The organism is Metabacillus sp. GQ13 (genome assembly GCF_059758525.1).
Genome location: NZ_JCAXET010000012.1, coordinates 93,096 through 118,767, shown reverse-complemented (window position 1 = coordinate 118,767; position 25,672 = coordinate 93,096). Strand labels below are relative to the sequence as shown.

Sequence of the window (25,672 nt, the reverse complement as noted above, 5' to 3'; positions counted from 1 at the left end):
TCAATTCATCTCCCCACTTGTAGTGTAATCCTGCTGTTTCATGAGAACTTCGTCGATCGTGATTGGACGGTGCTCTTTCACTGATTTCCAAACAGCTTCACCTGTCGACACAGAATATGCTCCGTCAAGTGCTCCCGATAATATTTTATAGGGTCTCCGACGATCCTCTCCCATAAAAAGATCCTCTAGAAGTAGCGGATCTCCTCCCCCATGACTTCCTTCGCGATGCACTACATGGATGGTTTCCTTCGAACCAAATAGTGGAAAATAATCGATTGTTTGTTTCGGCGTAGGAAATGGTGTTCGACCTGGTGCATGGTATTCAACTGTTTCCAACCTACCCTTTGTCCCATTGATTGCAAGACGGTAGCCCTCATATGGTAGTGAAAAATTAACAGAGTAGCTAAGTAATGCCCCTCGATTGTACTTTACAGTTGCTGAATATGTGTCCTCGATATTTATTTCTGAGTCGAAAATACACTGATCAGGTCGATAGTTTGTATATTGGTACTTTTTCCCCTCTTCAACAAGTGATTCAAGGTGATCGTCTGGAACTTGAAACCTTTCTTTCCTAGAGTTCCACCTAGAGTAATAGGCACAGTCCTCCGTATGTATACAAGTTTCGCAATGCCTACCATCCTCTTTACTAGGATTCAATTCGCTATCTGGACCATAGTAATTAAGAGCTCCATATGCAAAAACCTCAACCGGCCTTTGATCTATCCACCAATTGACCAAATCAAAATGGTGTGTACTCTTATGGATTGATAGTCCACCAGAGAGTTCCCTTAACCTGTTCCACCTTTTGAAATAACTTGATCCATGATGTGTATCTAGATACCAATTCAAATCAATAGAGGTAACTCTTCCTAACTTTCCTTCCATAATTAGTTCTTTAATCTTTGTGTGAATTGGTGCATACCTGTAATTGAAGGTAACCGTTACCTTTCCTTTACTAGCTTGCTCAGCATCTAAAACTTTTCTACAATCCTCACCTGTAGTAACCATTGGCTTTTCTGTAATGACATCAAGATCACGACGGAGGGCAGCAATTATATACTTCGCATGACTATCATCACGTCCTGCAACAATTATGACATCTGGCTTTGTTTCATCAACCATTCGATCGAATTCCGATTCTCCATACGTTTTTACAGGAGTTAGATCTGGGAATCTAGTCTCAAATAAATCAAATCGTTTAGAATCACGATCTAATAACCCAACTATTTCACAACTTTGAGAAAATGTAGTGGTAATCGGCTTAGCAAACATACCTAGAGCTCTTCCACTTACGCCACAAATCGCATATCTTTTCTTCATCAGATTCAATCCTTTCAATAGATTCTCGTACCACATAGAAAATTGAAATGAGTGTTGCCCAAAAAATTACATTTTTGAGCAACAACTTCTGTTAATCTTATTAATTAGCTATTATTTATTTACTCTTTCATGCCATTCTTTCACTCTTTCAGTAACTTTATCTCCACCAGCTTGATACCATCTATCCACAAATTCATCGAACTTATCGATTGGCCATTCACCAATAACAATTTTCGTTAAATATTCTTGGAATAGCTTGTGTGATTGAATATCTGGAAATCCTTCATAAACTGTCGATGGTAAACCGTCTCCTTCGATTCTTCGAGCATCTGCAGTACTTACCTCAAATATATCCTTAACCATTTGGATTTGATATTCTTCCATCGTTTCGTCAATGCGATTCTCCATATCTTCTTTCGTTAATAAATTTTTCATTCCTAATGCGATAGGTGTTTCATCTGTTGGAGGAATTAATACCTTTTCCCCATTCTCTACTTTATGTTGTGCTCCCTCAATCCCATATCTGATAAAATCGTTATTTTCCGTATCATAGAAGAAGTCTAATAGTTTTAAAGCTGATGCAGCATTTTTCTCAGATGCAGCAGGAATCATCCATTCAGGTTCTCCCATGCTTTTTTGGGTGATATACCCTTCAAATCCTTCTGCTTTTGGAAGTGGCATTCCAACAACATTTGCTTCTGGTGCTCCTTCAAGCATTGCATTGTGACGATCACGTAAATTTGCCGGTAAATGATACCAACTGCCTACTAAATTAGTATTAATTTTCGCTGTCCAAACCTCACCTTTATTTAAAAAGGTTTCATTGTCTAGTAGTTTTTCTTCATATAAATCACGGATAAATGAAATAGCTGCTTTCATATTTTTTGAAACACCAGCATATTGAATTTCACCTTCATAAGTATCCCATTCAGGTACACCTTCCCACATCGCTACTCCATAGATCGCAAATAAGTGATCCATCCATTTACCAAATTCCCTTCCTGATGTAGGAAGTTCATCCTGTTTTCCATTACCATTTGGGTCATCATCACGAAATGCTCTTAATAGCTCTTTATATTCCTCAACTGTTTCAGGCATATCCATACCTACTGCATCAACCCAGTCTTGGCGAATTAATGCAGCTCGTTCTGGAACTAGGTATACCTTTGGAACATAATAAATTTTCCCATCAGGTGTAGCAGAACGTACGACATCCCACGCTTCTTTTGGGATATTTTTCCATACATTTGGTGCATATTTCGGAAGTAGCTCATCCAATGGCAGTGCTGCACCTTGACTTATTAAGGTTTGGTCAAATCCACCAATTGGGCGGAAGATGTCCGGATATTCTTCAGACGCAAACATTAAATTTAAATATTCAGCTGGATCAGCTCCGGCAGGTGTTGACATCAATTCATATTGAACGCCTGTAGCCTCCAATACTTGTTGAACATGCGGGTCGTCAGGACCAGGAAGAGTCCCTTTTGACATATGACTCTTAAACACTTTTACTTTACTAACTTCTTCTGAGGAATCGTCATCAGAAACTCCTGACGTACTATCCACTTCCTTGTTGCTAGTACAACCAACTAGAGAACCAATAACAAGCATCAAGGTAAAAAACATGAGTAAAAATGACTTTCTGCTACTCTTAAACATACAAAATCCCCCTTTGTTTTTCATACTAACTATCTATACTATCAAACCGATATTCGGTTTAATCGACTTATTCCTTGATTGATCCAAGTACAGCACCTTTGACAAAATATTTTTGTAAGAATGGATACACCAAGACGATTGGTACCGTAGCAAAAATAATTGTTGCCGCTTTCAAAGTTATTGTATTGAAATCAAAGTCACCTGTAATTAAATTGACCTCAGCAAGAGCTTCTGGTGATGTGAAATATCCACGAAGTCTCATCTGTAATGGCCATAACGTTTGGTCACGTAAAAACAGTACTGCACTTTGAAACGTATTCCAGAAACCAACCGCATAAAACAAGCCAATTGTTGCAAGTACAGGCTTCGATAAAGGAATATAGATCTGAAATAATAAACGAAAATCATTACATCCGTCTATTTTTGCTGCATCATCTAATTCACTTGGTATTCCCATGAAAAAGGTCCTTACGATGATCATATTAAAGGTACTAATTAATCCTGGAATAATTAGTGCCCATATAGAATCCATCAATCCGAGTTCTCTAACAGTTAGGAAATATGGAATCATTGGTGCATTAAAAATCATCGTGATGACAATCGCAAGCATGATCGGCTTTTTTGGAAGGAATTCTTTTCTAGACAATGGAAATGCTGTTAAGACTGTAAATAACATACTTAAAATTGTCCCAACAACTGTAATGAAAATTGTCACTCCAAAAGATCTCCAAAGCACATCATTCTGAAGGATATGTTTCCATGTACCTAAGGTAAATTCCACTGGGAACAGGAATACCTTTTTTGATTCGGCAGCGATTGGAGAACTAAACGACACTGCTAACAGTTGTAGCAAAGGCAGAATCATTGTTGCTGAAATGACAATAAGAAAAGTATAGTTAAAGAATTGAAAGCTTTTTTCCCCCAATGATTTTTTCATTACCATAACCCCTGTTCTGATTTTCTAGCAAGCCTATTAAAAATCCAAAGCAACATAAAGCCAATAACTGATTGGAATAAACCAATTGCCGTTGTTACACTAAATTGTCCTTGAAGTACACCTGCTCGATAAACATATGTTTCAATGATATCCCCTACTGAATACGTCATCGGAGTTAGTAAGTTAAAAATTTGATCAAATCCAAGCTCTAAGAAATTACCTATATTCAGTAAAAATAGAATTAAAATAGTTGGGAATAACAATGGTAAGGTGATATATCTTATTTGTTTCCAACGGTTTGCACCGTCAATTACTGCTGCTTCATATAAACTCGGGTTAATTCCGGTAATTGCAGCTAAATAGATGATTGTTCCCCATCCAACACTTTTCCATATACCTGAAATGACGACAATTGTACGAAAATAACTCTCTTCCTGCATAAACAGAATTGGTGCTGCACCAAATAACTCGCGAATGGCATTAACAATTCCTTCTAATGCCAACAATTCAAAAACAATTCCTCCGACAACTACCCAAGATAAAAAATGAGGGAGATAAAACAAGCTTTGAACTGTTCTTTTAAAAAACATTAATCGTATTTCATTAAATAACAATGCTAAAATAATTGGGGCTGGGAACCCAAAAATCAGCTGATAAAAGGCAATTATCGCAGTGTTCCTTAAAACTTGATAGAAATCTTGATAGGAAAATATATATTTAAAATTATCCAACCAAACCCAAGGACTATCAAAAATCCCTCTAAAAATTTGATAATCTTGAAATGCAATAACGCTTCCAAACAATGGGATATACTTAAAGATAATATAATATAACAGCCCAGGAACGATCATTAGATAAAGCATCCAGTTTTTTTTAATATTATCTAAATAGATACTAATAAGACTTTTCTTCTTATTAAATACATTTGTATTAATTGAAAGGTTAGATTCCCTTTGCTGTTTTACCGATGAGTCACCCATATCCCTACCTCCCCTTCTTTTTTTACTATTACAAATTGATTATAACTAGCCCAATCAAACTCATTCAACCATCCATTTTTACATGAAATACACAAATTGTAGATTTAGGATCTAATTATGTTTGGTATCTCTGCTAATACAAGTTAATGGACCATCGTTAGTTTTTTATTTTATGTAAGCGTTTTCTATACTGTTTTGAACGCTTTTGTACAAATTGTTTGTTGGATGTAAGATATGCTCATTCTAGCTAAACCTTTAATTGGATAGTGTAATAGCCCCAATTTCCCCTAATAGTAGAGGCCATCTGAAAGTGACCATGACTTTCAGACGACTCTTTGTAACTAGAAATTAATTTCTAGTTTTCTACTAAACTTTTAAATGATACAAATTCTACTTTTCCATTTTATCAATGTATAATTGTGCATAATAAGAAAGTAACATTTTTGCATCAGGAGAAATTTGATTGTGCTGTTTCTTTTGGTTAAGTAGATCGATATATTTTCTCATAAATGTAATTGCTTTCTTTTTTGAGCCCTTTTCTGAGTGATGTTCCGCTTGCTTAAGCGTATTTGATAACTGGGATACAATTGGACCCTTCAAATCACTAGTTGCCTCAAATTGTTCCATATAATTCTCTAAAACTGTTATGAACCCTGGTTTAACCTTTACGGTATTGGACATTACTGATTCTCCACTTGCATTTTCTGCCTTAATGTAATAGGTGTACTCAACACCAGGTTCTACGGTTCGATCGTAATACGTATTTACTTTTGCATAACCCAGGAATTCCACTTCACCATTTGCTTCCCGATAGATATTTACTTGATTTTCTCCACCATGTGATGTCCATATTAGTCCTACAAATAATTCTCCGACAAGGCCAACAGTAAGATCGGATGGTGTGGAGGGTTTTGGCATTGTAACAGTAAGTTCATCTGAATGCTCAGTCTCACCCATTTCGTTTACCGCTGATATTCTATAGGTGTAACTTGTTTTACTTACACTAATGCTATCATCGATATATGTGGGAGATTCCGTACTATCTACCTTAGCAAAGACACTGTCTCCGCTTGCTTTTTTGTATATGTTATAACTTTCAGCACCATCTACTGAAGTCCAATCGATTTCGAAAGCAGATGTGGTTACTTTACCTGAAACTAGGCCTGTTGGAATATCAGGTAATGTTACAGGTGACTTAGTTGTTGTTGTGACCATGTCTGATTTCTCAGATTCACCACCAATAGCTGTCGTCGTTACCTTATAGTAATACGTTGTAGAAGGAATGACGGTAGTGTCAGTGTATTCTGCAGTTGATGTGCTTCCTATCTTCTTGTAGCTGCCATTTTGTTCGGTTGCTCTAAAAATACTATAACTAATTGCATCCTCCACTTGTGTCCAATCTAGCTTAACAGAAATACTCTTTGTTACGGGTACACTCAATCCTGTTGGTACAGAAGGGATTGGCTGTGTAGAATCAAAGGTGAACACTTCCACAACATCAGATAAAGGCGATTCACCTCCAGCATTAAGTGCAGATAGCTTGTACTGATAGGTTACTCCTTGTTCTACAGTCGTATCCTCAAAATCTGCCGTTTCGGAACTTGCCATCGCTCTAAACATAGGATCCTTGGACGAAGACCGGTAAATGAGATACGCATCTGCCGCAGTTACCGATGACCAATTTAATTTAATAGAGGTATCCTCTGTTAAATTACCTGTCAATCCTGAAGGGCTTTCCAAAAGAGGAACTTCTTCCGTATTTGTTGGTTTAAAGATAACTGAATAGTTCATTTTTGACGTATTATTATTCGCTCCCATAACGACAAATGAACCTGCAGAATAATGCTTTTTGTAAAGATTGTAATCCACCGGTTGATCATCTTTGATCATAACCCCTGTATCTTCATAGGAGGACGACAACCACGCTGGCTTATCAGTAATCCTAGAATCATGTGCTACATAAACATCCGTATCAGCAGTCAAATAAAAGGAAACTAAATCCTCACTCGAGGCACTTCTTGAGCCTATCGCAGATCTAATCCATTCCATGCCGATTAATTCATCAGGTATCGATTTGAATCTATAAACCTTACTTCCCGAAACTCGATCACCAGCCACGAAGTCTCCAATTTGTAGATTCTCTTGAACCGACCATTTAGAGGCATTTTCGCTTCCGTTGCTACTATTATCGTTGATTAAAATATTCCTAGTTATTTCTCCGTCCATACTTTGAACCGGCTCTGGAGTAGTCTCCGGTTCTGGTTCTACCGGTGGAGTAAATGGTGGCCCGGACCATGCAGGTGGTGTTTTAGGATAATTCGACGGGTAGCCAGGAGCCGCCAATTCATTTAAGTATTCTTCGAGGTTTGTATAACCATTCCCATTGTTATCTTCATTTCTGTCTTCCGGATCTCTCGGATCAAATCCATTCATCTGTTCCCAGTCATCAGGCATTCCGTCACGGTCAGTATCTTCAGAAGCCTTACCTTCTTTCAACAGTGGGAAACCTCCGACATCATTCTCATGTCCTATAATTACTCCTGTTTGATTTCTCACACTATTAATAACACGTTTGTCCACTGCATCCCGAACTAAAGACGCACCGACATAATCCAGAACATAATTATACGCAACTTCTGGATCTTGCGTGTGAACTGGTGGGTATTCAAACCGATCTGCAACCACAACACTAGGTTTTTCAGCCTCTATTATATCCGTTCCTGTATCAGTCCCATCAAGTATACCGTTTTTATTGCTATCAATATGGTTGTTCTCAATATATACACGATAGTTCTCATTTCCTCGTACGATTGCATACTCTGGATCAGCAGAGTTTTTCCCTGCAATAAAATAATTCCCTACAACATTCCCATAACCTTTTGTACCAGATTCACCACCGGCCACATAAGGAAAACCGCCCCAGTTATACACGATATTGTTAACAAAATCGATCTGTCCTTTGGTTTTAGGATTTCTGTCGTTGTTATGAGCATAAAGATTATGATGCATACTGATCGTATTCATCTCAATCAAACCACCCATTGAGTGGGTAAGAAGACCTTCGGACATAATGGACCATTGAACAGTAATATTTTTTGATTTTGGATTGTCATAATCCTTGCTCTTAATCGACAATACCTCATCTGTTGCCCATGAAAATGTCGAATGATCTATGATTACATTCTGACTATCTTCAAAATACATAGAATCATCATTAAAGCTTTGATCCCCCAGACGGAAGCGTACATACCTAATAATGATATCGTTACAATCAATGAAACGTATATTATTTCCTCGAATAGTCACTCCATCCCCTGATGCAGTCTGACCAGCTATCGTGATATTTGATTTATCTCTCAAAACAATCTGGGGAATAGTAATTTCACCGGATATATCAAATACAATTGTACGAGGGGTCTCTCCAGCTGTTGTAAGTGCATCATGGAAAGTACCAGGACCTTTAAGGTCATAGCTTGAAACATGATAAACCTCACCACCTCGCCCACCAACTGTCGCATAACCGAAGCCTTCCGCTCCTGGAAATGCAGGAAGTAATGTCGTATCTGCTTTTACTAAAGGAGCTACCGTTGGGAGTAAAGAAAAACATAAAATCACGCACAAAAACACCGCCAAAAACCTCTTCATTTTGTACCTCCGCTTAGATATTTTTTTAATACTATTGAGTGGTATTCTTGAGGTTTAAAAGTCAAGAAAGAAGGATGAAACGTGCTTCTGTCAACTCTTATAATATAGAAGTTACTAAGCCGTTTCCTATTCCTCTCTAGGCAATAAACTTGCCCTGAAATAAGTGTAACTCTCATTATCTCTTTCTATTAACACTTATCGTCTTTCTACTCGAAACATATTGTTCCTCTCATATTCATCACCTCCTTACATTATCCTTAATGAAGAATAAGAAGTAGTACTTAATTCCAATTAGTACGATTGAATGGTAACGCTTACAAAATATGTAGTCATAGAGTTACTTTGCTTAACAAACTCCTCCCTTAAAATTTTCAATTCTACCAAACTTATTATAGCTACCAATCAAACATTAGAACAATCGTCCATTCTTCCACGACGTGCACAAATGATAGAATGGGCCGTAAATATCTATTCTGTTTATCCCCAAGAATAATTGTTTATATGAACCAATTATGCAAATTTATATATACACCTTCCCAGCTAGTTATCTACGATTTTGTGTAAATTGTTTGTGCTTGCTTTTCCTCATGTGCTCATTCTAGCCATTAAAGTTATAAAAAAAGAAACAGTCCAATTCTATTTGCTAATTGGACTGTTTCTTTGCTTACTATTAAGGTTTTTATCCTCATTAACAAAAACATCTATCGTTTTTATCTAAGTTCTTTTTATGTAATGAAGCCTAAGCGTTTTAGCTTGCCTGATTTTTATGGGTGCCAGAAATCCCTTGCTCTTCTAATAAACGGATAATTACCTCTAGATATTCACTCTCTTCTATTACAACATAATTTTGCTTAAATAGACCGTTCTTCCTAAATAGTGTTAATTTAAAAGCATTATTCAAACGTGGATTAAGACCGTATAACTCGTGCCATCTGATTATTTTTTCAGTTTGATAGCTTTGAATCTGATTAGAAGCATACAACTTATTATTTAGGATAATCCCATTTGAACAAATATAAAAATTACCACGATGTCTAATCGCACTTATGATTGCTAGAAACAAGTATACGACACTAAAAATAGAGGATCCAAACCAATCTGTTGAGAGGACAATGACTAACAATACCATTAATAAAATAATTGCAACAACTGTACCCCATTTTACATACTGATAAGACTTCGTATTTTTTGTTAGTGGTTGCATCTCTTTCCACTCATTTGGTAGGAGAATATTCCGAAACTCATCTTCATGTTTAGGATAGATCGCACCGCTTGAAGCCAGCAACGCTTTCCTTAAATGTAGCTGATAGCGTATTAAATAATAAACTCCTATAATGAATAGAATGATAAAAAAGATCGATATCTTCAATCTTCTCAACCTCCTTTGAAAAAACCTCGTGAACCGAATATTGATATAGGAAATATTGGTTAACCATCACATCTATGTATACGTAAGTTCGTTCAAAAGGTTTCAATAGATTTCCAGTCCATCCAAGTTAGACAAAGGTAAAAATCGATAACTGTAAAAAATGCAAATACTCATAAGCTAATTATCCAGCTTTTTAAGATCAAACTGCAGGAACTAAGATATTAAAGCTCTTATCCACAGTTCAAGAATTTTATAGTAAGGCTGTTTTCGCAAGGATTGTTGTTTGTTTTTCGTAAAAGTAAATCTTTACGAATTCAGCCTATCTTCGTACTCTTTTCGTTAAATTACTCTGATATCCCTTTGGATATCTCTTCAATTTACACAATAAAAATCCAAAAGCCGATTTTTATTAGTACTAGAGCAACAAACTTTTAGAAAAGAGCCTATAGTAATAACAAAAAGCAGAGAACCCTTGATGGGAACCCTGCTTTTTGTCTTTCACTTAGCTCTTCTTCAGTTGTTTAAGAACCACCGTTGCCAGACAATCAATGAATTCTGGCTTCGCATTAGGCATTTCAGGTCGGTAATAACTTGCTCCCAGCTCCTCTGTTACAACCTTACACTCATAATCATTGTCAAATAAGACTTCAAGGTGATCCGCGACAAATCCTACTGGTGTATAAACAAAGGTTTTGTGACCCTTTTTGAATAAATCTCTTGTCAGATCTTGAACATCAGGTCCTAGCCATGGATCTGGTGTATTACCAGCACTTTGCCAACCAATAACATACTCATTTACCCCTGCAGCTTCTGCAATTAAGTCAGCTGTTTCTTGTAATTGCTGTGGATATGGGTCACCCATAGCTTTAATTTTTTCGGGTAGACTATGTGCTGATACAACTAATACAGCAGTTGCCTTTTCCTCCGCAGTCATACTCGTATACGTTTCTTTTATCCGATCTGCCCAATATGTGATAAATTTAGGTTCTGTATACCAGCTCTCGACTGAAGTTATCTTAATGCCATATTTATCGGCTTCTTCTTTTGCACGACCATTGTAAGATTTCACACTAAACGTTGAGAAATGTGGAGCTAGTACAATAGTTACTGCTTCTGTGATACCCTCATCATGCATTTGGGAAATAGCATCTTCGATAAATGGCTCAATATGTTTTAGACCGATATACAATTTAAATTCGATATCTTCTTGTACTTGATTTAAGTGCTGCTCTAGTTTCTCACCTTGCTCAGCTGTAATTTTTGCTAATGGAGAAATTCCTCCAATTGCTTCATAGCGATTCTTTAAGTCCTGAAGCATTTCAGGCTCTGGCTTACGTCCATGGCGAATATGTGTATAATAGCGTTCAATATCCTCTTCTTTATAAGGAGTACCATATGCCATAACCAATAAACCCATTTTCTTCTTACTCAAAATGATTCACCTCTAGTTTTTATCTTTAGTGATTTTGTCTTGTTGTGGAGCAAGTTTTTTCGTTTTTCATACTCGATTACTTTAAGCAAATAGCTTGTCAGCTTTAAAGCAACAAACTTTTAGAAAAGAGCCTTAGAGAATAACCTTTGCCTTTTTAGAATAGTCATGGATAAATGTCGTTAATCTCGTTAATGTTTCTGGATTAACTTCTGGAAAAACGCCATGACCAAGATTAAAGATATAGCCATCCTGTTGCATTCCCTGATCCAATATCGCTTTAGCTCTATCTTCGATCACATTCCAAGGGGAAAGTAATATCGCAGGATCAAGATTCCCTTGAAGTGTTTTTGTTAGTCCGATCGAACGCGCTTCTTGTATTTGCATTCTCCAATCAAGACCTACTACATCTAGTGGAAGATCATGCCATTCCTGTGCTAAATGACTAGCTCCGACACCAAACATGATTAAAGGTACATTTTCCTTTTTTAACTCACTAAATATCTTTTCCATTGTCGGCTTAATATAATAGCGATAGTCTGCTACATTAAGTGCACCAACCCAAGAATCAAACACTTGTATCGCTTTTGCACCTGCATTGATTTGAGATTTTGCATATGTAATACACATATTCGCTAGTTTTTCCATTAAAGCAAACCATGCTTGTGGTTCTGAGTACATAAAAGCCTTTGTTTTGTTGTAATTTTTCGAAGGACCACCTTCAATCATATAGCTCGCAAGTGTAAATGGAGCTCCAGTAAATCCTATTAGAGGTACTTCAAGCTGTTCCTGTGTTAGGAGCTTTATTGTATCTAATACATATGGAACATCACTTTCAGGATCTATTTCTCCTAGCTTTTCAACGTCTGATAATGAACGGATCGGATCATCTATTACTGGACCAATACCAGATTTGATTTCAACGTTTACCCCAATTGCTGGTAAAGGAGTCATAATATCTTTGTAAAGTATCGCAGCGTCAACGTTATATTGTTCCACAGGTAACCTGGTTACATATGCACATAGCTCAGGCTGATGTGTGATTTCAAAAAGACTATATTTCTCCTTGATTTTACGATATTCAGGCTGTGATCGCCCTGCTTGTCTCATATACCAAACTGGTACATGGTTCGTTTTTTCACCACGACATGCTTTTAAAAATGTATCATTGAATTTCTTTTCAGACATCTAAAAAGTCCACCTTCCTAGTAGGAAATAAGCTAGTACTCCTAAGATACAAGACACCTATGAAGACATGTGTGTCTGATACGAGAAGCACTTAAAGTAATACGTTAGCAAATTAGTAACATTTTTTATTTATATTATTACACATAAAAAAAGGATAAGAGTATCGTCTTTATTAAATAATATTAATTATAATGTAATACTCATTCTATATTATATCTTTACCTCTTTCAACTATAACGTTTTCAACGAAAGATGTATAGATTTGCAGAAGAAATGTCGAAAAATAGACGAAATCATTGATATAATGCTATTTAGCGTTAATTCACACTAAATAAATCTGGCTTAATAACTTTAGTAGCCATACCTTCTTCTTTTGTTTGGACATTATAAGGCGCAACCATATATGTACGATTTGCAAAGACATTTACATATGGGATATCAAAATGATTTTCGCCTGTCACTGTTCCAACAAGTTTCTGTTCATTTTTCTCTTTTTCATAAATTCGATATTCTACACGATCATCCTTTTGTGGTTCCCACTCTAGCGTTAAGGTAATTAATCCCTGTGGCTTAAAGGTATATCTAGCATCTACCTGATCAATGTCCTCTATTTTTATTGGCTCTTCTATGTCCTTGACTCCCTTTGGTAAAGAAAATGCCACATTTTGATCCCAATCAGCTTCCATTAAAATATCTTTAAACAACTTTGTTGGATACGAACTACCACTTTTTAAATAATGCTGATCATCTGTTTTATCATAGCCCATCCATAGTGCGCCAACGACATTTTCTGTAAAACCTACAAACCATGCATCCTTTGCTGCGCCAGCGACATTCGTATAGGAGGTAGTTCCTGTTTTACCTGCTAGTTCACCATGAAATTCACCATTTTTTGCTGTACCTTCTTCTACAACATATTGCAGCATTCTCGTCATATCCCATGCCGTTTGTGGTGAGTAGACTTTCTTTATATTTGCTTGATTTTGGGCAATGATCTCTCCTTCTTTATCTGTTATTTTATTTATAAGGTAATGTTCACTATAATTGCCGTTTGCTGTGAAGGTGCGATAGGCGTTCGTCATTTGAATTGGTGTTACACCTTCAGATAACCCACCTAAAGCAATTGCTAATCCCTCGTCTTTTATGGAGATACCCACATTCCCTAGGTATTCTTTACTTTTCTTAATACCTAATTCAGATAAGGTCCAAACTGCCGCTGCATTTTTTGAAACACCAATCGCTTCAAACATTGATATCTTACCAGCATACTGTTGATCACTATTACTCGGTTCGTAGTCCCCATATTTACGTTTTTCATCTACTAATAAAGAATATGGTTTAAATAACTTTGATTCGATCGCTGGTGCATAGACAGCAATTGGCTTAAATGTTGACCCCGGTTGTCTCGATACATTTAAACGGTTTAATCCCTTAGGAACATAATCTCGACCACCCATTGCAGCTAACACTCCACCTGTTTGATTATCAATAAGAATGAATGCACCTTGTGCAAAATCATCTGTACCCGGAAAATAATCTTTCTTTTGAAACAAGTCATAAGTAGCTTTTTGGATATTGGTCTTAAGAGGGACCTTAATCGTATAACCTCCTCGTAATAATTCTTCATTCGACAACGCGTACTTTTCCTTTGCTTCATCCATAACCATATCAATATAGGTAGACAACCAAGGTCTATCCTCTTTTTTATTTAATTGAAGTTTCACTGTTTTCCCTTGCGTCCTAACCACTTCTTCATAGGTTATATATTTTTGATCACCCATTAAACTTAAAATGACATTACGGCGTTCTTTACTTTTATCTTCATGTTCAATTGGTGAATAATTCGAGGGTGCTTTAGGTATACCTGCTAATAATGCTCCTTCTTCAAGTGTTAACTCTGTGACATTTTTATTAAAGTACAGTTTTGCTGCAGATTCAATCCCATAGGCACCATGTCCAAAGTACACCTGGTTTAAATACATCTCTAATAATTTCGATTTACTATAACGATTCTCCAAGTTTATTGCGATAATCGCTTCTTTTGTTTTCCTTAACACTGTTTTATCATTTGTTAGAAAAAGATTTTTAGCTAATTGCTGTGTAATTGTGCTACCACCTTCTACTTTTCCCCCTGCAAGTATATCTTTATAAAGAGCCCTTCCAATCGCGCGGATATCAACACCGTGATGCTCATAAAATCGCTGATCTTCAACGGAAATAAATGCCTGCTGAACATATTCCGGAACCTCGTTAATATCGACAAGTTCTCTGTTCTCTATGAAAAGTTTCGTTATTTCATTACCACTTTCATCGACAAGTTTAGATGCTGTATTCATCACTAACTTTTCTTCATCAATAACATAATCACCCATAAAAAGGATAAATAAATACCCAAGTAACGCTAATATGAAAGTTGAGATAATAATTATTATTGACAGAATAAGTTTCTTTTTCATATATGATCACCTCATTATGTCTTTAGTATTGTTAATAATAGGCAGGTATATGTGTTAAAGATCGTAAAAGTGGGAAAGGTTTTAAAAGTAGCTGATATACTAAGAGTAAATACACAAATTTAATGACGAGGTGATTGATTAATGAAGATTTACATAACCTACGGAACTGTTGACTACTTAACTAGTTTAGTGCGAAAACATCCTGAACAAGTATTGAGATTGATGGCTAATAACGATACAGGCATCTTATTTCATGAAACGAATGAAAAATCCTTTTTTAGTCAACCAAAAGCATATGAAGTAGTCGAATCCTCCGGCGAACTACAAAATGGAGCATTTGCAGTATGTAACCATATCCCTGTTTCAGATGAAGGTAAACTCCTTTTTGAAAAACAATTTAGTAATCGAAAACATATACTCGAGAACGAACCAGGATTTTCCTCGATCCGTGTATTACGCCCTGCAAAAGGAGACACATATATTATTTTATCATTTTGGGATAATGAACAATACTTCAATGCTTGGCATGAATCTAAGAATTATGACAATGTTTTTGATAATTCGAAGTCAAAAGCTGCGATTGGCCAACCATTAGCTTCGCCTAACTATTCTACAAAGTACTCAGCTGTTGATATCGAGGACTAGTAAAAATCGTTTTATCATACTTTGATACAACGATTTTCAATTTGTTTACAACCGACTATTGAATAAATATTTAATCCTATTTGGTTCAACCAGTTCATATAAACCGAGCTAGTTGGACCTTTTCTATTTTGCAGAACTTCTGATAGTATGACTGAACTTGATAGATACATTTGACAGCATATGCACTTTTGACAATATTTCCTTGGAAATGACAACTTGTTTCTACATGACAATACCCTATTTTCACTAGCAACCACTACTATTATAAATAACTATTTATTTTCTCCTTTTTTAAAACAGCGAAAACAGACCAATAGAGAGTCCTCAGTTATTTCAATGAGACCTCTCTATTCGTCTTAACGATTTCTTATATTGTCTACAACTTATCTTCTAAACTTTTCAATAAATCTTGTTGGATACTCACTAGGTAATTTACTAACTTCGTCTAACTTATTCCATTGCTCTTTCGTTAATTTCCAACCCACACTACCAATATTTTCTTCAAATTGTTCTATACTTGTTGCCCCGAAAATTGGTGATGTAATTTCTTCCTTATTTATTAACCAGTTTAATGCTATTTGTGCAGGCGTTTTATCTATTTCCTTGGTAATTTCCCGAACTGCTTGTAAAATATCAAAATTTCTTTCTGCTGATCTATACTCCCAGCTAGATTCCCCAACTCCCTTGGATAGTCTTCCGCTAGTAGGGTTTTCCCCTGGTTGATATTTCCCTGATAAGAATCCACCACCAATTGGCGCCCAAGGAATTACTCCAACATTTTCCTCTTTACACAGTGGCAGAACTTCCCGATCCATTTCTCTGTTAATTAAACTATATTGTGGTTGAATCGAGATAAATCTAACAAGGTTGTTGAAATCACTATAAGATAATGCCTTCATCATTTGCCATGCTAAGAAATTTGAACAGCCTATGTATCGAACTTTACCTGAGCTAACTAAGTCATCTAATGTTCGTATTGTTTCTTCAATAGGAGTTAAATGATCCCATACATGTAGCTGATATAAATCAATATAATCGGTATTTAATCGTTTTAAGCTTTGGTCAATTCCTTCTATAATTCTTCGTCTTGAATAGCCGAAATCATTTGGATGAGGACCTACTCGCATTCTAACTTTCGTAGCTAAGACTACTTCAGAACGGCGCTCTTGGATTGCCTTTCCAACAATTTTTTCAGACTCTCCACCAACATAAACGTCGGCAGTATCGATAAAGTTGCCTCCATGATCAAGAAACCGATGAACCATATTAATCGAATCTGCTTCTTTCATCTCATTGCCAAAGGTCATTGTGCCTAAACAAAGCTCAGAAACTAATAATCCGCTTTTGCCTAATGTTTTGTATTCCATTATTTCGCTCCTTCATATTCTATTTGTCCAATTTTGTATATTCGATGTTTTATCTTGTATTCCTTTAAATCAATAAAGAAAATAAGCCCCTTAGGAGTAAATTCACGAATCTATACAAGTCTCTATTGTGTTACAAACTCGACTTCTCCCTTTATCTCTACATCCTTTGGAACACGAATATAAAGGACAGTTTCACCCCAGACATCATCCTCATGAAAAAATGGATCATCCATACTCCAGCCTTCAGTGATTTGGGTTATTGTAAATTCGTTGTTAAATTTACCTATCTGAATATCAATTGGAGATGGACCAGCTAACTTTAATATGTTCTTTTCTAATTGAATCCGATAAGGTTTATTTTGATCGGTAAGATCTATATGTTGCTTAATAGTTCTTGTGGCATATTGGGTGACCTCAACCTTTTTATCATTTACATCTTTTCTTTCAATTAATTTAAATACAAAGCTTGACTCCTCGTTATCACCTATAATTTCAAGCTTCTCTCCTTCATAAGGAAAGTCCCATTGTTGCTTAATTATAACTCCATCTATGTTTTCTTTAGCAATTTGTTTTCCTTCTGAAGCAGCCATTGTTAGTTGTTCACTTGATTTTTGAGCTCTTGCTAATTCTTGTTTATTGTCAACGATTTTATGAACAGAGCTCTCAATCGGAAGGAGATAATATAAAACAACTGCTATCAGTAGCAACACTCCATATAAACCAAATACCCATTTTGTGTTAATCTTTTGGAAAACTGCAGACCTTTTTACTATATTGATCATGATAATAATTAAAACAAATATAATCAGCCCTAGTCCCATCATTGCCTAACCTCCAACTTATTCGAAAGAATAATAGAAATACCAAATAAGAAACAAGCTGAAACAATAACCTTTAGTAGAAATAAGGATAAGGAAGCTTCCTCTCCGTAAAATTTCACTGTCTCAGCTATAATCGGTGCTTCACCATTATGATTTAATCCTAAAATAGAATAACTAACAAGTCCGATTAGCAGGATTAGACTAACCCATTTACTAAATTGCACGATCATTCCTACGAGATAACCCAATGAAGCGAATAATAAAATGTAAAGGATGCTAATAATAATTCCTACAACTAAATCACGAAAACTAACCACAGTTCCGATTACATTACCATCATCTAATGTGATGTATATAATGACCTTAAACAATATTCCCGAAAGCATTGCTGTAACTCCAGCTACAATACTAGCGGCTATTAAAAAGAACATATTTGAAAGATTACTGCTTAACCTATTTGAGATAAAAACAAAATCATCGTTCCGATTTGCCTTGGTGGTAATGATAATTGCACTTATAAATGCCCAAATCATGGTAAACACTATGATCATATCTCCATTATACAAGTTGAAAGAAAACGAAATTCCGTCTGAACCTGAACCATATGAACTCGAACTACCATTTATTGATAGGAACATTGCAATAATCTGTACGAGTAAAAGTGAATTGAAGACACTGATATATGCTTTTAACTTGTAAATAAATTGCTTTTTTACGATGTCAGCAAGCTTAACCTCTGTTAAATACATCATCAATGCCCCCATTCGTTTTACTCGTTACATAGGTACATAGATCATCTGCAGCAACTGCTGTCATTTCAATGCCCTTAATACTTGCCAAGTCTCTTTCTGAAACGGTGAAATTATTTTCAACAACAACATAGACACTATCTACACCTATGCTTTTTTTATGAAGAACATTTCTAGTACGTACAATTTCCATAACCTGATCTTCTTTACCATTTAAACCGATTGCATATTCCTTTAAATCATCAATAGACATATGGAGGTGATTTTTTCCATCCTTTAATAGCAGTACATCTTCCAGTAGATCCTCAATTTCATTTAATAGATGACTAGATAAGATAATCGTCCGTGGATGATCAAGATAATCCTTTAGAACGGCTCTATAAAAATCCTTTCTAACAGAAGAATCCATTCCTGTTGTCGGTTCATCAAGAATCGTTAACGGGCATCTTGCAGCTAATCCAATGATCATATTGAATGTACTTTTCATTCCTTTTGATAGATATTGATGTCGTTGCTTTGGATGAAATGAAAAGTAATCAAAGAGTCTTCTTGCCAGTTCTTGATCCCAGTTCACATAATAAGAGGCAGCTGTTCGAAGAATATCATCTAGGGTTAATGTATTGGGAAAATTCATATGCTCATCAATATAGATTCTGTTTGCTGATACTTTTAAACTATTAAAAGGGTTGTCTGAAAAAACATCTATCTCCCCAGTCGTTTGATGTAAAAAACCTGCGATAATTTTTAACAATGTTGTTTTTCCGGCTCCATTTCGACCAATGAGCCCTGTTATTTTGTTCTCTTCAATTGTTAGTGAACATTCATCAAGTGCTTTTTTCTGACCATACAACTTTGTAACCTTTGTACAAACTACAACATTCATCACAAGTTCCCCCTAGCTTGATTCGCTTCCTTAATCATCTGTATTATTTCATTTTCATCCACATTCAGTCGATTGGCCTCCAAAACAATTTCATTTACTAACTGCTTTAGTGTATGGCTTTTTCTTTTTCTAACAATTATTTCTTTTGCATTTGCTGAAACAAACATCCCCAGTCCTCGCTTTTTATATAAAATTGCTTCATCTGCCAAAATATTTAACCCTTTACCTGCAGTCGCTGGATTAATCGTAAACATATCTGCAAGCTGGTATTGCGAATAGATTTTCCCATCTTCTTTAATGTTTCCATTCAAGATCTCTGTCTCTAGCCATTCGGCTACTTGCACATATATAGGTTTTGTCCCATTTGTATTAAAAATCAAGTGTTAACCTCCCTTTAAAACCTAAATCGATATAGTGCATTACTGATGTAATGTACTATATAATGTTTTCCAAAATAATGCAATAGGAATGATAAGAATAGAAAGTTTAATGAGGATAAAGAACTTATTGATCGTAAGGTATATATCTATTGAAACATATCCACTATTTCACCAGATTGCTTGTCAACATAATACCAACCGTATGTTGCAGTGTGGGAAATATCATCATGCATGACAACATCATACACTTGTATAACATATTTTTTTTCATCTTCATGGTCGACATCAACATGTAATTGATCATTATCTTGTAAACCAAGATATTTACGAACTAAGGTAACAGCTTCCACTCGGTCTACTGTTGGGTTTCTACTAATTTCCTCTGCATCGAAAGCTGGCACCTCAATTTGATATGTATCTATTCCGATTGAGTCATTCTCATTTGCTACTTCCTGCGGCGGTCCTAGTTCCTTGTTTGATTCAGCTGTGTTATATCCAACCATATTAAACGATAAAACAAATAGTAACGAAGAATACCTTAATTTCTTCATCATAACAGGGTAGACTCCTTTAAAAAGCTATTGTAGATTTGTACAGCGAAAAACGACGTCACCTGAGCAACCTCGTTTTTTCTTTTCAATTATATAGTTATGATACCTTTTTAGGATCTTATCTCCGTTTAGTTTATCCAAATGTGTTTAAACTAATGAATTATTTCTACAAATTTATTAGAAACGTTATTACGCGCTAAAACCTTGATACGTCAATTGTGTTGTGTACATTTATTTTAATTAAGATGACAGCCCAATAAATGATAATATTAATAATCCGATAAAATAAACCTTTTTCACATTTTTTACTCCTTTACATATATACTTTAAAGTAACTCTTACTCCCTTTTCCTAATAATCACTAACACCTCTTGAATTTTTTGAATTTTTAAACTACAATTTCTCTAACATATGTATAGATAACTGTACTCATTTATACTTACTCGGTTTTCAATAGTAACTTAGTAAAAAAACCTTAAAAAGTTTAATCAACAAGGAGGAAATAGAATGCTTTCTCATTTATGGGCTACATTAGATGAACATTTTTCAGAAATGGTTGAGATACGTCGATATTTACATATGCATCCAGAGGTCTCCTTTAAGGAAGTGGAAACAGCTAAGTTTATCGTAGAATATTACAAGAAACTTCAGGTAGAAACAAGATCTAACGTTGGTGGAAACGGAATTGTAGCAACAATTAAAGGGGATAACCCTGGACCTACAGTTGCTTTACGAGCAGATTTTGATGCGCTCCCGATCCATGATGAAAAGGATGTTGACTATAAATCTACCGTCCCTGGTGTTATGCATGCATGTGGTCATGATGGTCATACTGCTACATTACTTGTATTAGCAAAAGTGCTGAACAGCAATCGCCATCAATTAAATGGAAATATTGTGCTTATCCATCAACATGCTGAAGAATACGCTCCAGGTGGTGCTTTGCCAATGATAAAAGATGGTTGTCTTGATGGAGTAGATGTCATATTTGGCACCCACCTTTGGGCTACCGAGCCTGTAGGAAAAATTCAATATCGAACAGGTCCTTTCATGGCCGCTGCAGATCGATTTGAAATCACAATCTCTGGAAAAGGTGGGCACGGAGCTCAGCCTCACAAAACAAAGGATGCGATTTTAATAGGTTCTCAGGTCGTAACAAATCTTCAACAAATCGTTAGCCGAAAAGTCGATCCTATACAATCTGCCGTCGTTACTGTCGGATCATTTGTTGCTGAAAATGCCTTTAATATTATTGCGAACTCAGCGAAATTAATTGGGACGGTTCGAACATTTGATGAAGGTGTCCGCAAACAAATTGAAGATGAAATTGATCATGTCATAAAAGGGACTTGTTTAATGAACGGTGCTCATTATGATTATCACTTTTTCAGAGGATACCCTGCACTCGTTAACCACCCTTTGGAAACAGAATTTCTTAAAAACATATCCGCTCAAGTTCCAGGTGTTCATGAAGTTGAAGAAAGTCCATTACAAATGGGCGGGGAGGATTTCTCTTATTATTTACAACATGTAAAGGGGACATTCTTCTTTACTGGGGCAATGCCTGCTAATCAAGATTTAGCTTATCCACATCATCATCCAAAATTTGATATTGATGAAAAAGCGATACTAATTGCTGCAAAGACCTTATGTAATGCAGCAATACAATATCAATTAAATTCATTATCTAAAAAATCGATTTCAATTTAATATAAGAGAAAGACACTAACCTATTGTCTCCATGAATTAGACGAGCAGATTCCTGAGGGTGAACGATCACAAATTAATCTGAACAAAACTAGTAAATATATTATTTATAGCCAATGAAAAAGGGATCTTTGATTTTTAAAGATCCTCTTTCAAGTGATTTTACCAGCCTTTACCTTAATCTTACTAACAATCAAAATATAAATTTTGCAATAGTAAGTGCGACTAATGCAAGAGGTGCTTGCAAAACGAAACCTACTAGAAAATAAATGAAAAGTCTTTTTATTGTTACTGACCTTTCCGTTATTAGAAATTTAGCAGTAAAAAAGGAATAAGGAAATAAAATCATGACAGATGTGATGATGCCTGGAACATAGTCTTTGAAGAAAATGAATTGTAATAAATGACCAATCGCGTTCGCTAATAGTGTTCCAGGTACTAAAAGGGAAAGAAAGGTAGTTGGGTTCATTCCAATGAATTTTTCGCCTATAAAGGCTTTATAACAACCTATTGAACTTAAAATCCATAATAGGATAAATGCAAATGAAAACTCTAGTGTTGTTACGCTAAAAGGAATCCTATTTGAATTTTCTTCGAGGAATTTCTCTACGGTTAAAATCTCTTCTATATCATGAACGAAATATAGGAGTGGGAAAAGGAATACTAGCTTCTTAAACTTTGATAATGGATATTGTTTATCTATATTCATCTTTTCCCCCCATAACTGATATAAATATCACTTTTACTCATCTCTTCCCCTGTTAGTTAATTAAAAGGTAGCATAAAATTGCTAAAATAATATTAGGTACACCTATTAAACCTAAGCGAAAAGTGGTATTAATCCGTTCACGCCTATCTATGGCAGATTCAGTGGCAAAATTCGCACTCATTCGGTCTCCAGTGACCATTGATCCCGAAATAATTATTGATAAACCTATAAAAATAATTCCTATTCCTGCCGTAATTATATATGCCCGATCAATCCCCCACACAACTATAGATAATAAAACACCTATGATTGATAACAAAGTTCCAATTAGAAGATACTTCAAGGCTATCCCTCCTCTTTTATTTAGGATTTATTCAACACGTTTGTCGGTATCAATCTTAAAGCACGAAAATAGATTAAATCGTAAAGATGTACTTACGAAAAACGAAAACAGCCTTTTATGAATACGGTTGAGTATTAATTTGGTTTCACTTCTTAGGTTAACCTAAGAAGTGTAGCTAGAAGCACTTATTGTTCATTCTACTTTAAATTTTTTGAATATTTTATTGGTTGTAGAAATTCTAGTTCAAAAGGTTGGGAGATGGAGTATACTCAAAAATAAATAATCAATATAGTAAATGTAAAAAGTATATGGAAGGTTTTAAGCTAACTGATAACAATAAAACTTTAAATACCCTTGATATTGAATTGGTATTCATGATAATCCTGACGCAAATAATATTGGTTTGAAGCTTATTACAGGTTTTGCACAATGCAAAAACAAAGTAGTAAAATAGTATCTTCTAAATGGTAAAGAACTCACAAAGAAATAAGTTAAAACACTGGAAAAAATACCTCTAGTGCCACGGAGACTACATTAACAGTACCTCTGTTTTCTGACAAGCTAATGATGCATTGTATAAACATCCTCAATGGATTTGGACTTTTAGGAGCTTGAACTGGTTGCTTCTTAGTTTAAAGAATAATTTAGCTGTAAAAACATTTTTGCTAGCAAAAGATGTTTATTTCTACGTACTACAAGAGGAGATTGAAATTATAATTAAAAATGGAGAATGTATAAACTGAGAACATGTAACAAATAATAAGATCTGGTGTCGGTTCTTCCGAACACTAATATCAATGTGGGGGGATAAAATTTGAGTACACTTTACAGTTTAGTTTTACATTTAATTACCTTTATGATTAAAACAAAATTTCAAATGGTAATGTTAAAACATAAACTAAACCCCTTATTAAAAATGCAAATTTCAACATAAGCAAAGAGGTATCTCAAAATTATCCTATTTTCACATTGTAAAAGAGGTAAACACATTCCTGTGTTTACCTTTTACCTTATACATGAAGGACATTCACAATATACGACCTTCAAATCTATTAAATCCAGAATTTCAACCGTTCGCTTTACGGTTGCCTTTTCTGCGTGGAGTACCCCTTTATGAAGAAAACGATGAATGATCGTATCTGCTCCTCCAGCAACGTAACCAAATGAATTTAAAGAGGACTGAATACATATAGGTTTATTAGTTAATTCTAGTTTTTCCATTGCATCTAAAATAACTTGAGATTAACCACCATAGGATTATCCCTCTAAACATTTTGATAGAATAACTAGAAACCTTATAGGTAAACTATATTGCCTTTCTAATAAATGTGAAACTAAATTTCAGTAGAAACGCAGCTATTCGTATTAGTGACTTACTCTTGCTTCGACTGATCCATAACCATATCCACGACTTGTTTTGCTAACTTAACATAGGATTCGATCTGATCAGGACTTTGGTCAATAGCCCACCTGAGATTATCGAAAGCTCTTAATAGCATTAAATGTCTCATTTTAACCAGCTCTTTTACACTTATCCCGTACCCATCTAAAAATGCTTTGAATTCTTCAATACTAGGCCCTTCGCCGAGGATTTGGCACCGGATCAAATGAATAATATCTACATGTGGTACCACACTTACTTCTGCACTGCCCCAATCCAGCAATGTAACTTGGCCTGCCTGATTGACAATCGTGTTCTTCAAAGAGATATCTCCATGGCATAGACCGAAGCGAAACTTTTCCTTCTGCAAATTCTCGAACAAATTTCGGATTCTCTTAGATTCCTTTTTTGTGATAACGCCCAACTCAATCAACCGATCATTCTCTGTCAAACTATTAATATTATACTGCAGATACCCTTGCCAACTTCCGTCAGATCCTGCATGAGAAGGTGACTGAAACTCACCATGGATTGGGTCAATCAGATTTTCTCCAAATCCTTTCACGTTAGTTGAATGGATACGTTTGGCATATTCACCAAGCTTCCTCCAAATATCTGACTTAAAAACAGTACTATCTAACCCGTTATCACCATCTACAAACGTTTGAATCATGTATGCTGTTTCATTAAATATACCAATGGACAACACCTCAGGACCAGGAATGCCAACTGCCGCCGCATGTTCGATGCACCATTTTTCTTTAATAAAGCTTTGATATGTACCTTTATCATTCATACGGACAATAACTTTATCACTCTCCGTCTCTACTAAGCAAACCTGATTTACGATGCCTTTTCCTATGATTTGGTATGATGATTTCACTTGTTCTTGCAGAAAATCGCCGGCAATTCGTTCTGCTTGTATAACTATAGAGTCTTCCATTGTACTACCTCCTTTGATAGGTTCACCTGAGCCCCTTAATCTGCGAATAAAAAAAGAACCCTCAATCCAAAGATAGATCAAAAGTTCTGTGTTATATTTTCAAAGATACTCTATTATTTACTCAATGAATTAAGTGAATTTTGTATTCTATCTTTGTTTTATTTATTCATTGTCTTTTTCATAGAATCTATTTTATTCAATCCCGTGAGT

Annotated in this window: 21 protein-coding genes; 2 read left to right on the top strand and 19 right to left on the bottom strand. The window is 35.5% G+C overall.

All coding sequences use genetic code 11. The features are described 5' to 3' along the window. From AC6CHR_RS16000 to AC6CHR_RS15960, 9 genes are all read right to left on the bottom strand, one after another. Complete coding sequence (locus AC6CHR_RS16000; protein WP_498249997.1) at positions 1-1,320, bottom strand: Gfo/Idh/MocA family protein; 1,320 nt, start codon at positions 1,318-1,320, stop codon at positions 1-3. Positions 1,321-1,431: 111 nt separating this feature from the next. Beyond that, on the bottom strand, positions 1,432-2,979 hold the full coding sequence (locus tag AC6CHR_RS15995) for an extracellular solute-binding protein (protein WP_498249996.1): 1,548 nt from the start codon (positions 2,977-2,979) through the stop codon (positions 1,432-1,434). A gap of 67 nt (positions 2,980-3,046) precedes the next feature. Beyond that, a complete protein-coding gene (locus AC6CHR_RS15990; RefSeq protein ID WP_498249995.1) occupies positions 3,047-3,916 on the bottom strand; it encodes a carbohydrate ABC transporter permease in 870 nt (289 codons plus the stop codon). After that, positions 3,916-4,779, bottom strand: coding sequence for an ABC transporter permease (locus AC6CHR_RS15985; protein WP_498250058.1), 864 nt, complete (start codon positions 4,777-4,779; stop codon positions 3,916-3,918). Before AC6CHR_RS15985 ends, AC6CHR_RS15990 begins: the two co-directional genes overlap by 1 nt. Before the next feature lie 507 nt (positions 4,780-5,286). After that, positions 5,287-8,541, bottom strand: a complete 3,255-nt coding sequence (locus AC6CHR_RS15980) for an FIMAH domain-containing protein (protein WP_498249994.1) — start codon at positions 8,539-8,541, stop codon at positions 5,287-5,289. Between the two features lie 748 nt (positions 8,542-9,289). After that, positions 9,290-9,910 carry a hypothetical protein gene (locus AC6CHR_RS15975; protein ID WP_498249993.1) on the bottom strand — a complete coding sequence of 207 codons (621 nt, stop codon included), beginning with the start codon at positions 9,908-9,910 and terminating at the stop codon, positions 9,290-9,292. A gap of 502 nt (positions 9,911-10,412) precedes the next feature. Further along, on the bottom strand, positions 10,413-11,342 hold the full coding sequence (hemH, locus tag AC6CHR_RS15970; protein WP_498249992.1) for a ferrochelatase: 930 nt from the start codon (positions 11,340-11,342) through the stop codon (positions 10,413-10,415). A 132-nt stretch (positions 11,343-11,474) separates the two neighbouring features. Further along, on the bottom strand, positions 11,475-12,527 hold the full coding sequence (gene hemE, locus AC6CHR_RS15965; protein ID WP_498249991.1) for a uroporphyrinogen decarboxylase: 1,053 nt from the start codon (positions 12,525-12,527) through the stop codon (positions 11,475-11,477). Positions 12,528-12,844: 317 nt separating this feature from the next. Then, positions 12,845-14,983: a transglycosylase domain-containing protein gene (locus tag AC6CHR_RS15960; protein ID WP_498249990.1), complete on the bottom strand. Its 2,139-nt coding sequence runs from the start codon at positions 14,981-14,983 to the stop codon at positions 12,845-12,847. Positions 14,984-15,124: 141 nt separating this feature from the next. On the opposite strand from AC6CHR_RS15960, the gene AC6CHR_RS15955 reads away from it, so the two are divergent. Continuing rightward, positions 15,125-15,628, top strand: a complete 504-nt coding sequence (locus tag AC6CHR_RS15955; protein ID WP_498249989.1) for an antibiotic biosynthesis monooxygenase family protein — start codon at positions 15,125-15,127, stop codon at positions 15,626-15,628. A gap of 383 nt (positions 15,629-16,011) precedes the next feature. Here AC6CHR_RS15955 and AC6CHR_RS15950 read toward each other — a convergent pair whose 3' ends face one another. The 6 genes from AC6CHR_RS15950 to AC6CHR_RS15925 form a co-directional block, all read right to left on the bottom strand. Then, on the bottom strand, positions 16,012-16,995 hold the full coding sequence (locus AC6CHR_RS15950; RefSeq protein ID WP_498249988.1) for an aldo/keto reductase: 984 nt from the start codon (positions 16,993-16,995) through the stop codon (positions 16,012-16,014). A gap of 122 nt (positions 16,996-17,117) precedes the next feature. Next, positions 17,118-17,819: a hypothetical protein gene (locus AC6CHR_RS15945; protein WP_498249987.1), complete on the bottom strand. Its 702-nt coding sequence runs from the start codon at positions 17,817-17,819 to the stop codon at positions 17,118-17,120. Next, on the bottom strand, positions 17,816-18,565 hold the full coding sequence (locus AC6CHR_RS15940; protein WP_498249986.1) for a hypothetical protein: 750 nt from the start codon (positions 18,563-18,565) through the stop codon (positions 17,816-17,818). Before AC6CHR_RS15940 ends, AC6CHR_RS15945 begins: the two co-directional genes overlap by 4 nt. Next, positions 18,546-19,448 (bottom strand): ATP-binding cassette domain-containing protein, encoded by a 903-nt coding sequence (locus AC6CHR_RS15935; protein WP_498249985.1) that lies wholly within the window; start codon positions 19,446-19,448, stop codon positions 18,546-18,548. The genes AC6CHR_RS15940 and AC6CHR_RS15935 overlap by 20 nt, the downstream gene beginning before the upstream one ends. Next, a complete protein-coding gene (locus tag AC6CHR_RS15930) occupies positions 19,448-19,828 on the bottom strand; it encodes a GntR family transcriptional regulator (RefSeq protein WP_498249984.1) in 381 nt (126 codons plus the stop codon). The genes AC6CHR_RS15935 and AC6CHR_RS15930 overlap by 1 nt, the downstream gene beginning before the upstream one ends. A gap of 146 nt (positions 19,829-19,974) precedes the next feature. Next, positions 19,975-20,382 (bottom strand): hypothetical protein, encoded by a 408-nt coding sequence (locus AC6CHR_RS15925; RefSeq protein ID WP_498249983.1) that lies wholly within the window; start codon positions 20,380-20,382, stop codon positions 19,975-19,977. Between the two features lie 504 nt (positions 20,383-20,886). Between AC6CHR_RS15925 and AC6CHR_RS15920 the strand changes: the two genes are divergently transcribed. Beyond that, positions 20,887-22,089 (top strand): M20 family metallopeptidase, encoded by a 1,203-nt coding sequence (locus AC6CHR_RS15920; protein ID WP_498249982.1) that lies wholly within the window; start codon positions 20,887-20,889, stop codon positions 22,087-22,089. A gap of 190 nt (positions 22,090-22,279) precedes the next feature. On the opposite strand, the gene AC6CHR_RS15915 is transcribed toward AC6CHR_RS15920, so the two are convergent. The 4 genes from AC6CHR_RS15915 to AC6CHR_RS15900 form a co-directional block, all read right to left on the bottom strand. After that, positions 22,280-22,795 (bottom strand): HXXEE domain-containing protein, encoded by a 516-nt coding sequence (locus AC6CHR_RS15915; RefSeq protein WP_498249981.1) that lies wholly within the window; start codon positions 22,793-22,795, stop codon positions 22,280-22,282. Between the two features lie 52 nt (positions 22,796-22,847). Further along, positions 22,848-23,138, bottom strand: coding sequence for a DUF5316 family protein (locus AC6CHR_RS15910; RefSeq protein WP_498249980.1), 291 nt, complete (start codon positions 23,136-23,138; stop codon positions 22,848-22,850). A 1,005-nt stretch (positions 23,139-24,143) separates the two neighbouring features. Beyond that, on the bottom strand, positions 24,144-24,359 hold the full coding sequence (locus AC6CHR_RS15905; RefSeq protein ID WP_498249979.1) for a hypothetical protein: 216 nt from the start codon (positions 24,357-24,359) through the stop codon (positions 24,144-24,146). 152 nt (positions 24,360-24,511) lie between these two features. After that, positions 24,512-25,462, bottom strand: coding sequence for an aminoglycoside phosphotransferase family protein (locus tag AC6CHR_RS15900; protein ID WP_498249978.1), 951 nt, complete (start codon positions 25,460-25,462; stop codon positions 24,512-24,514). Positions 25,463-25,672 lie beyond the last annotated feature (210 nt).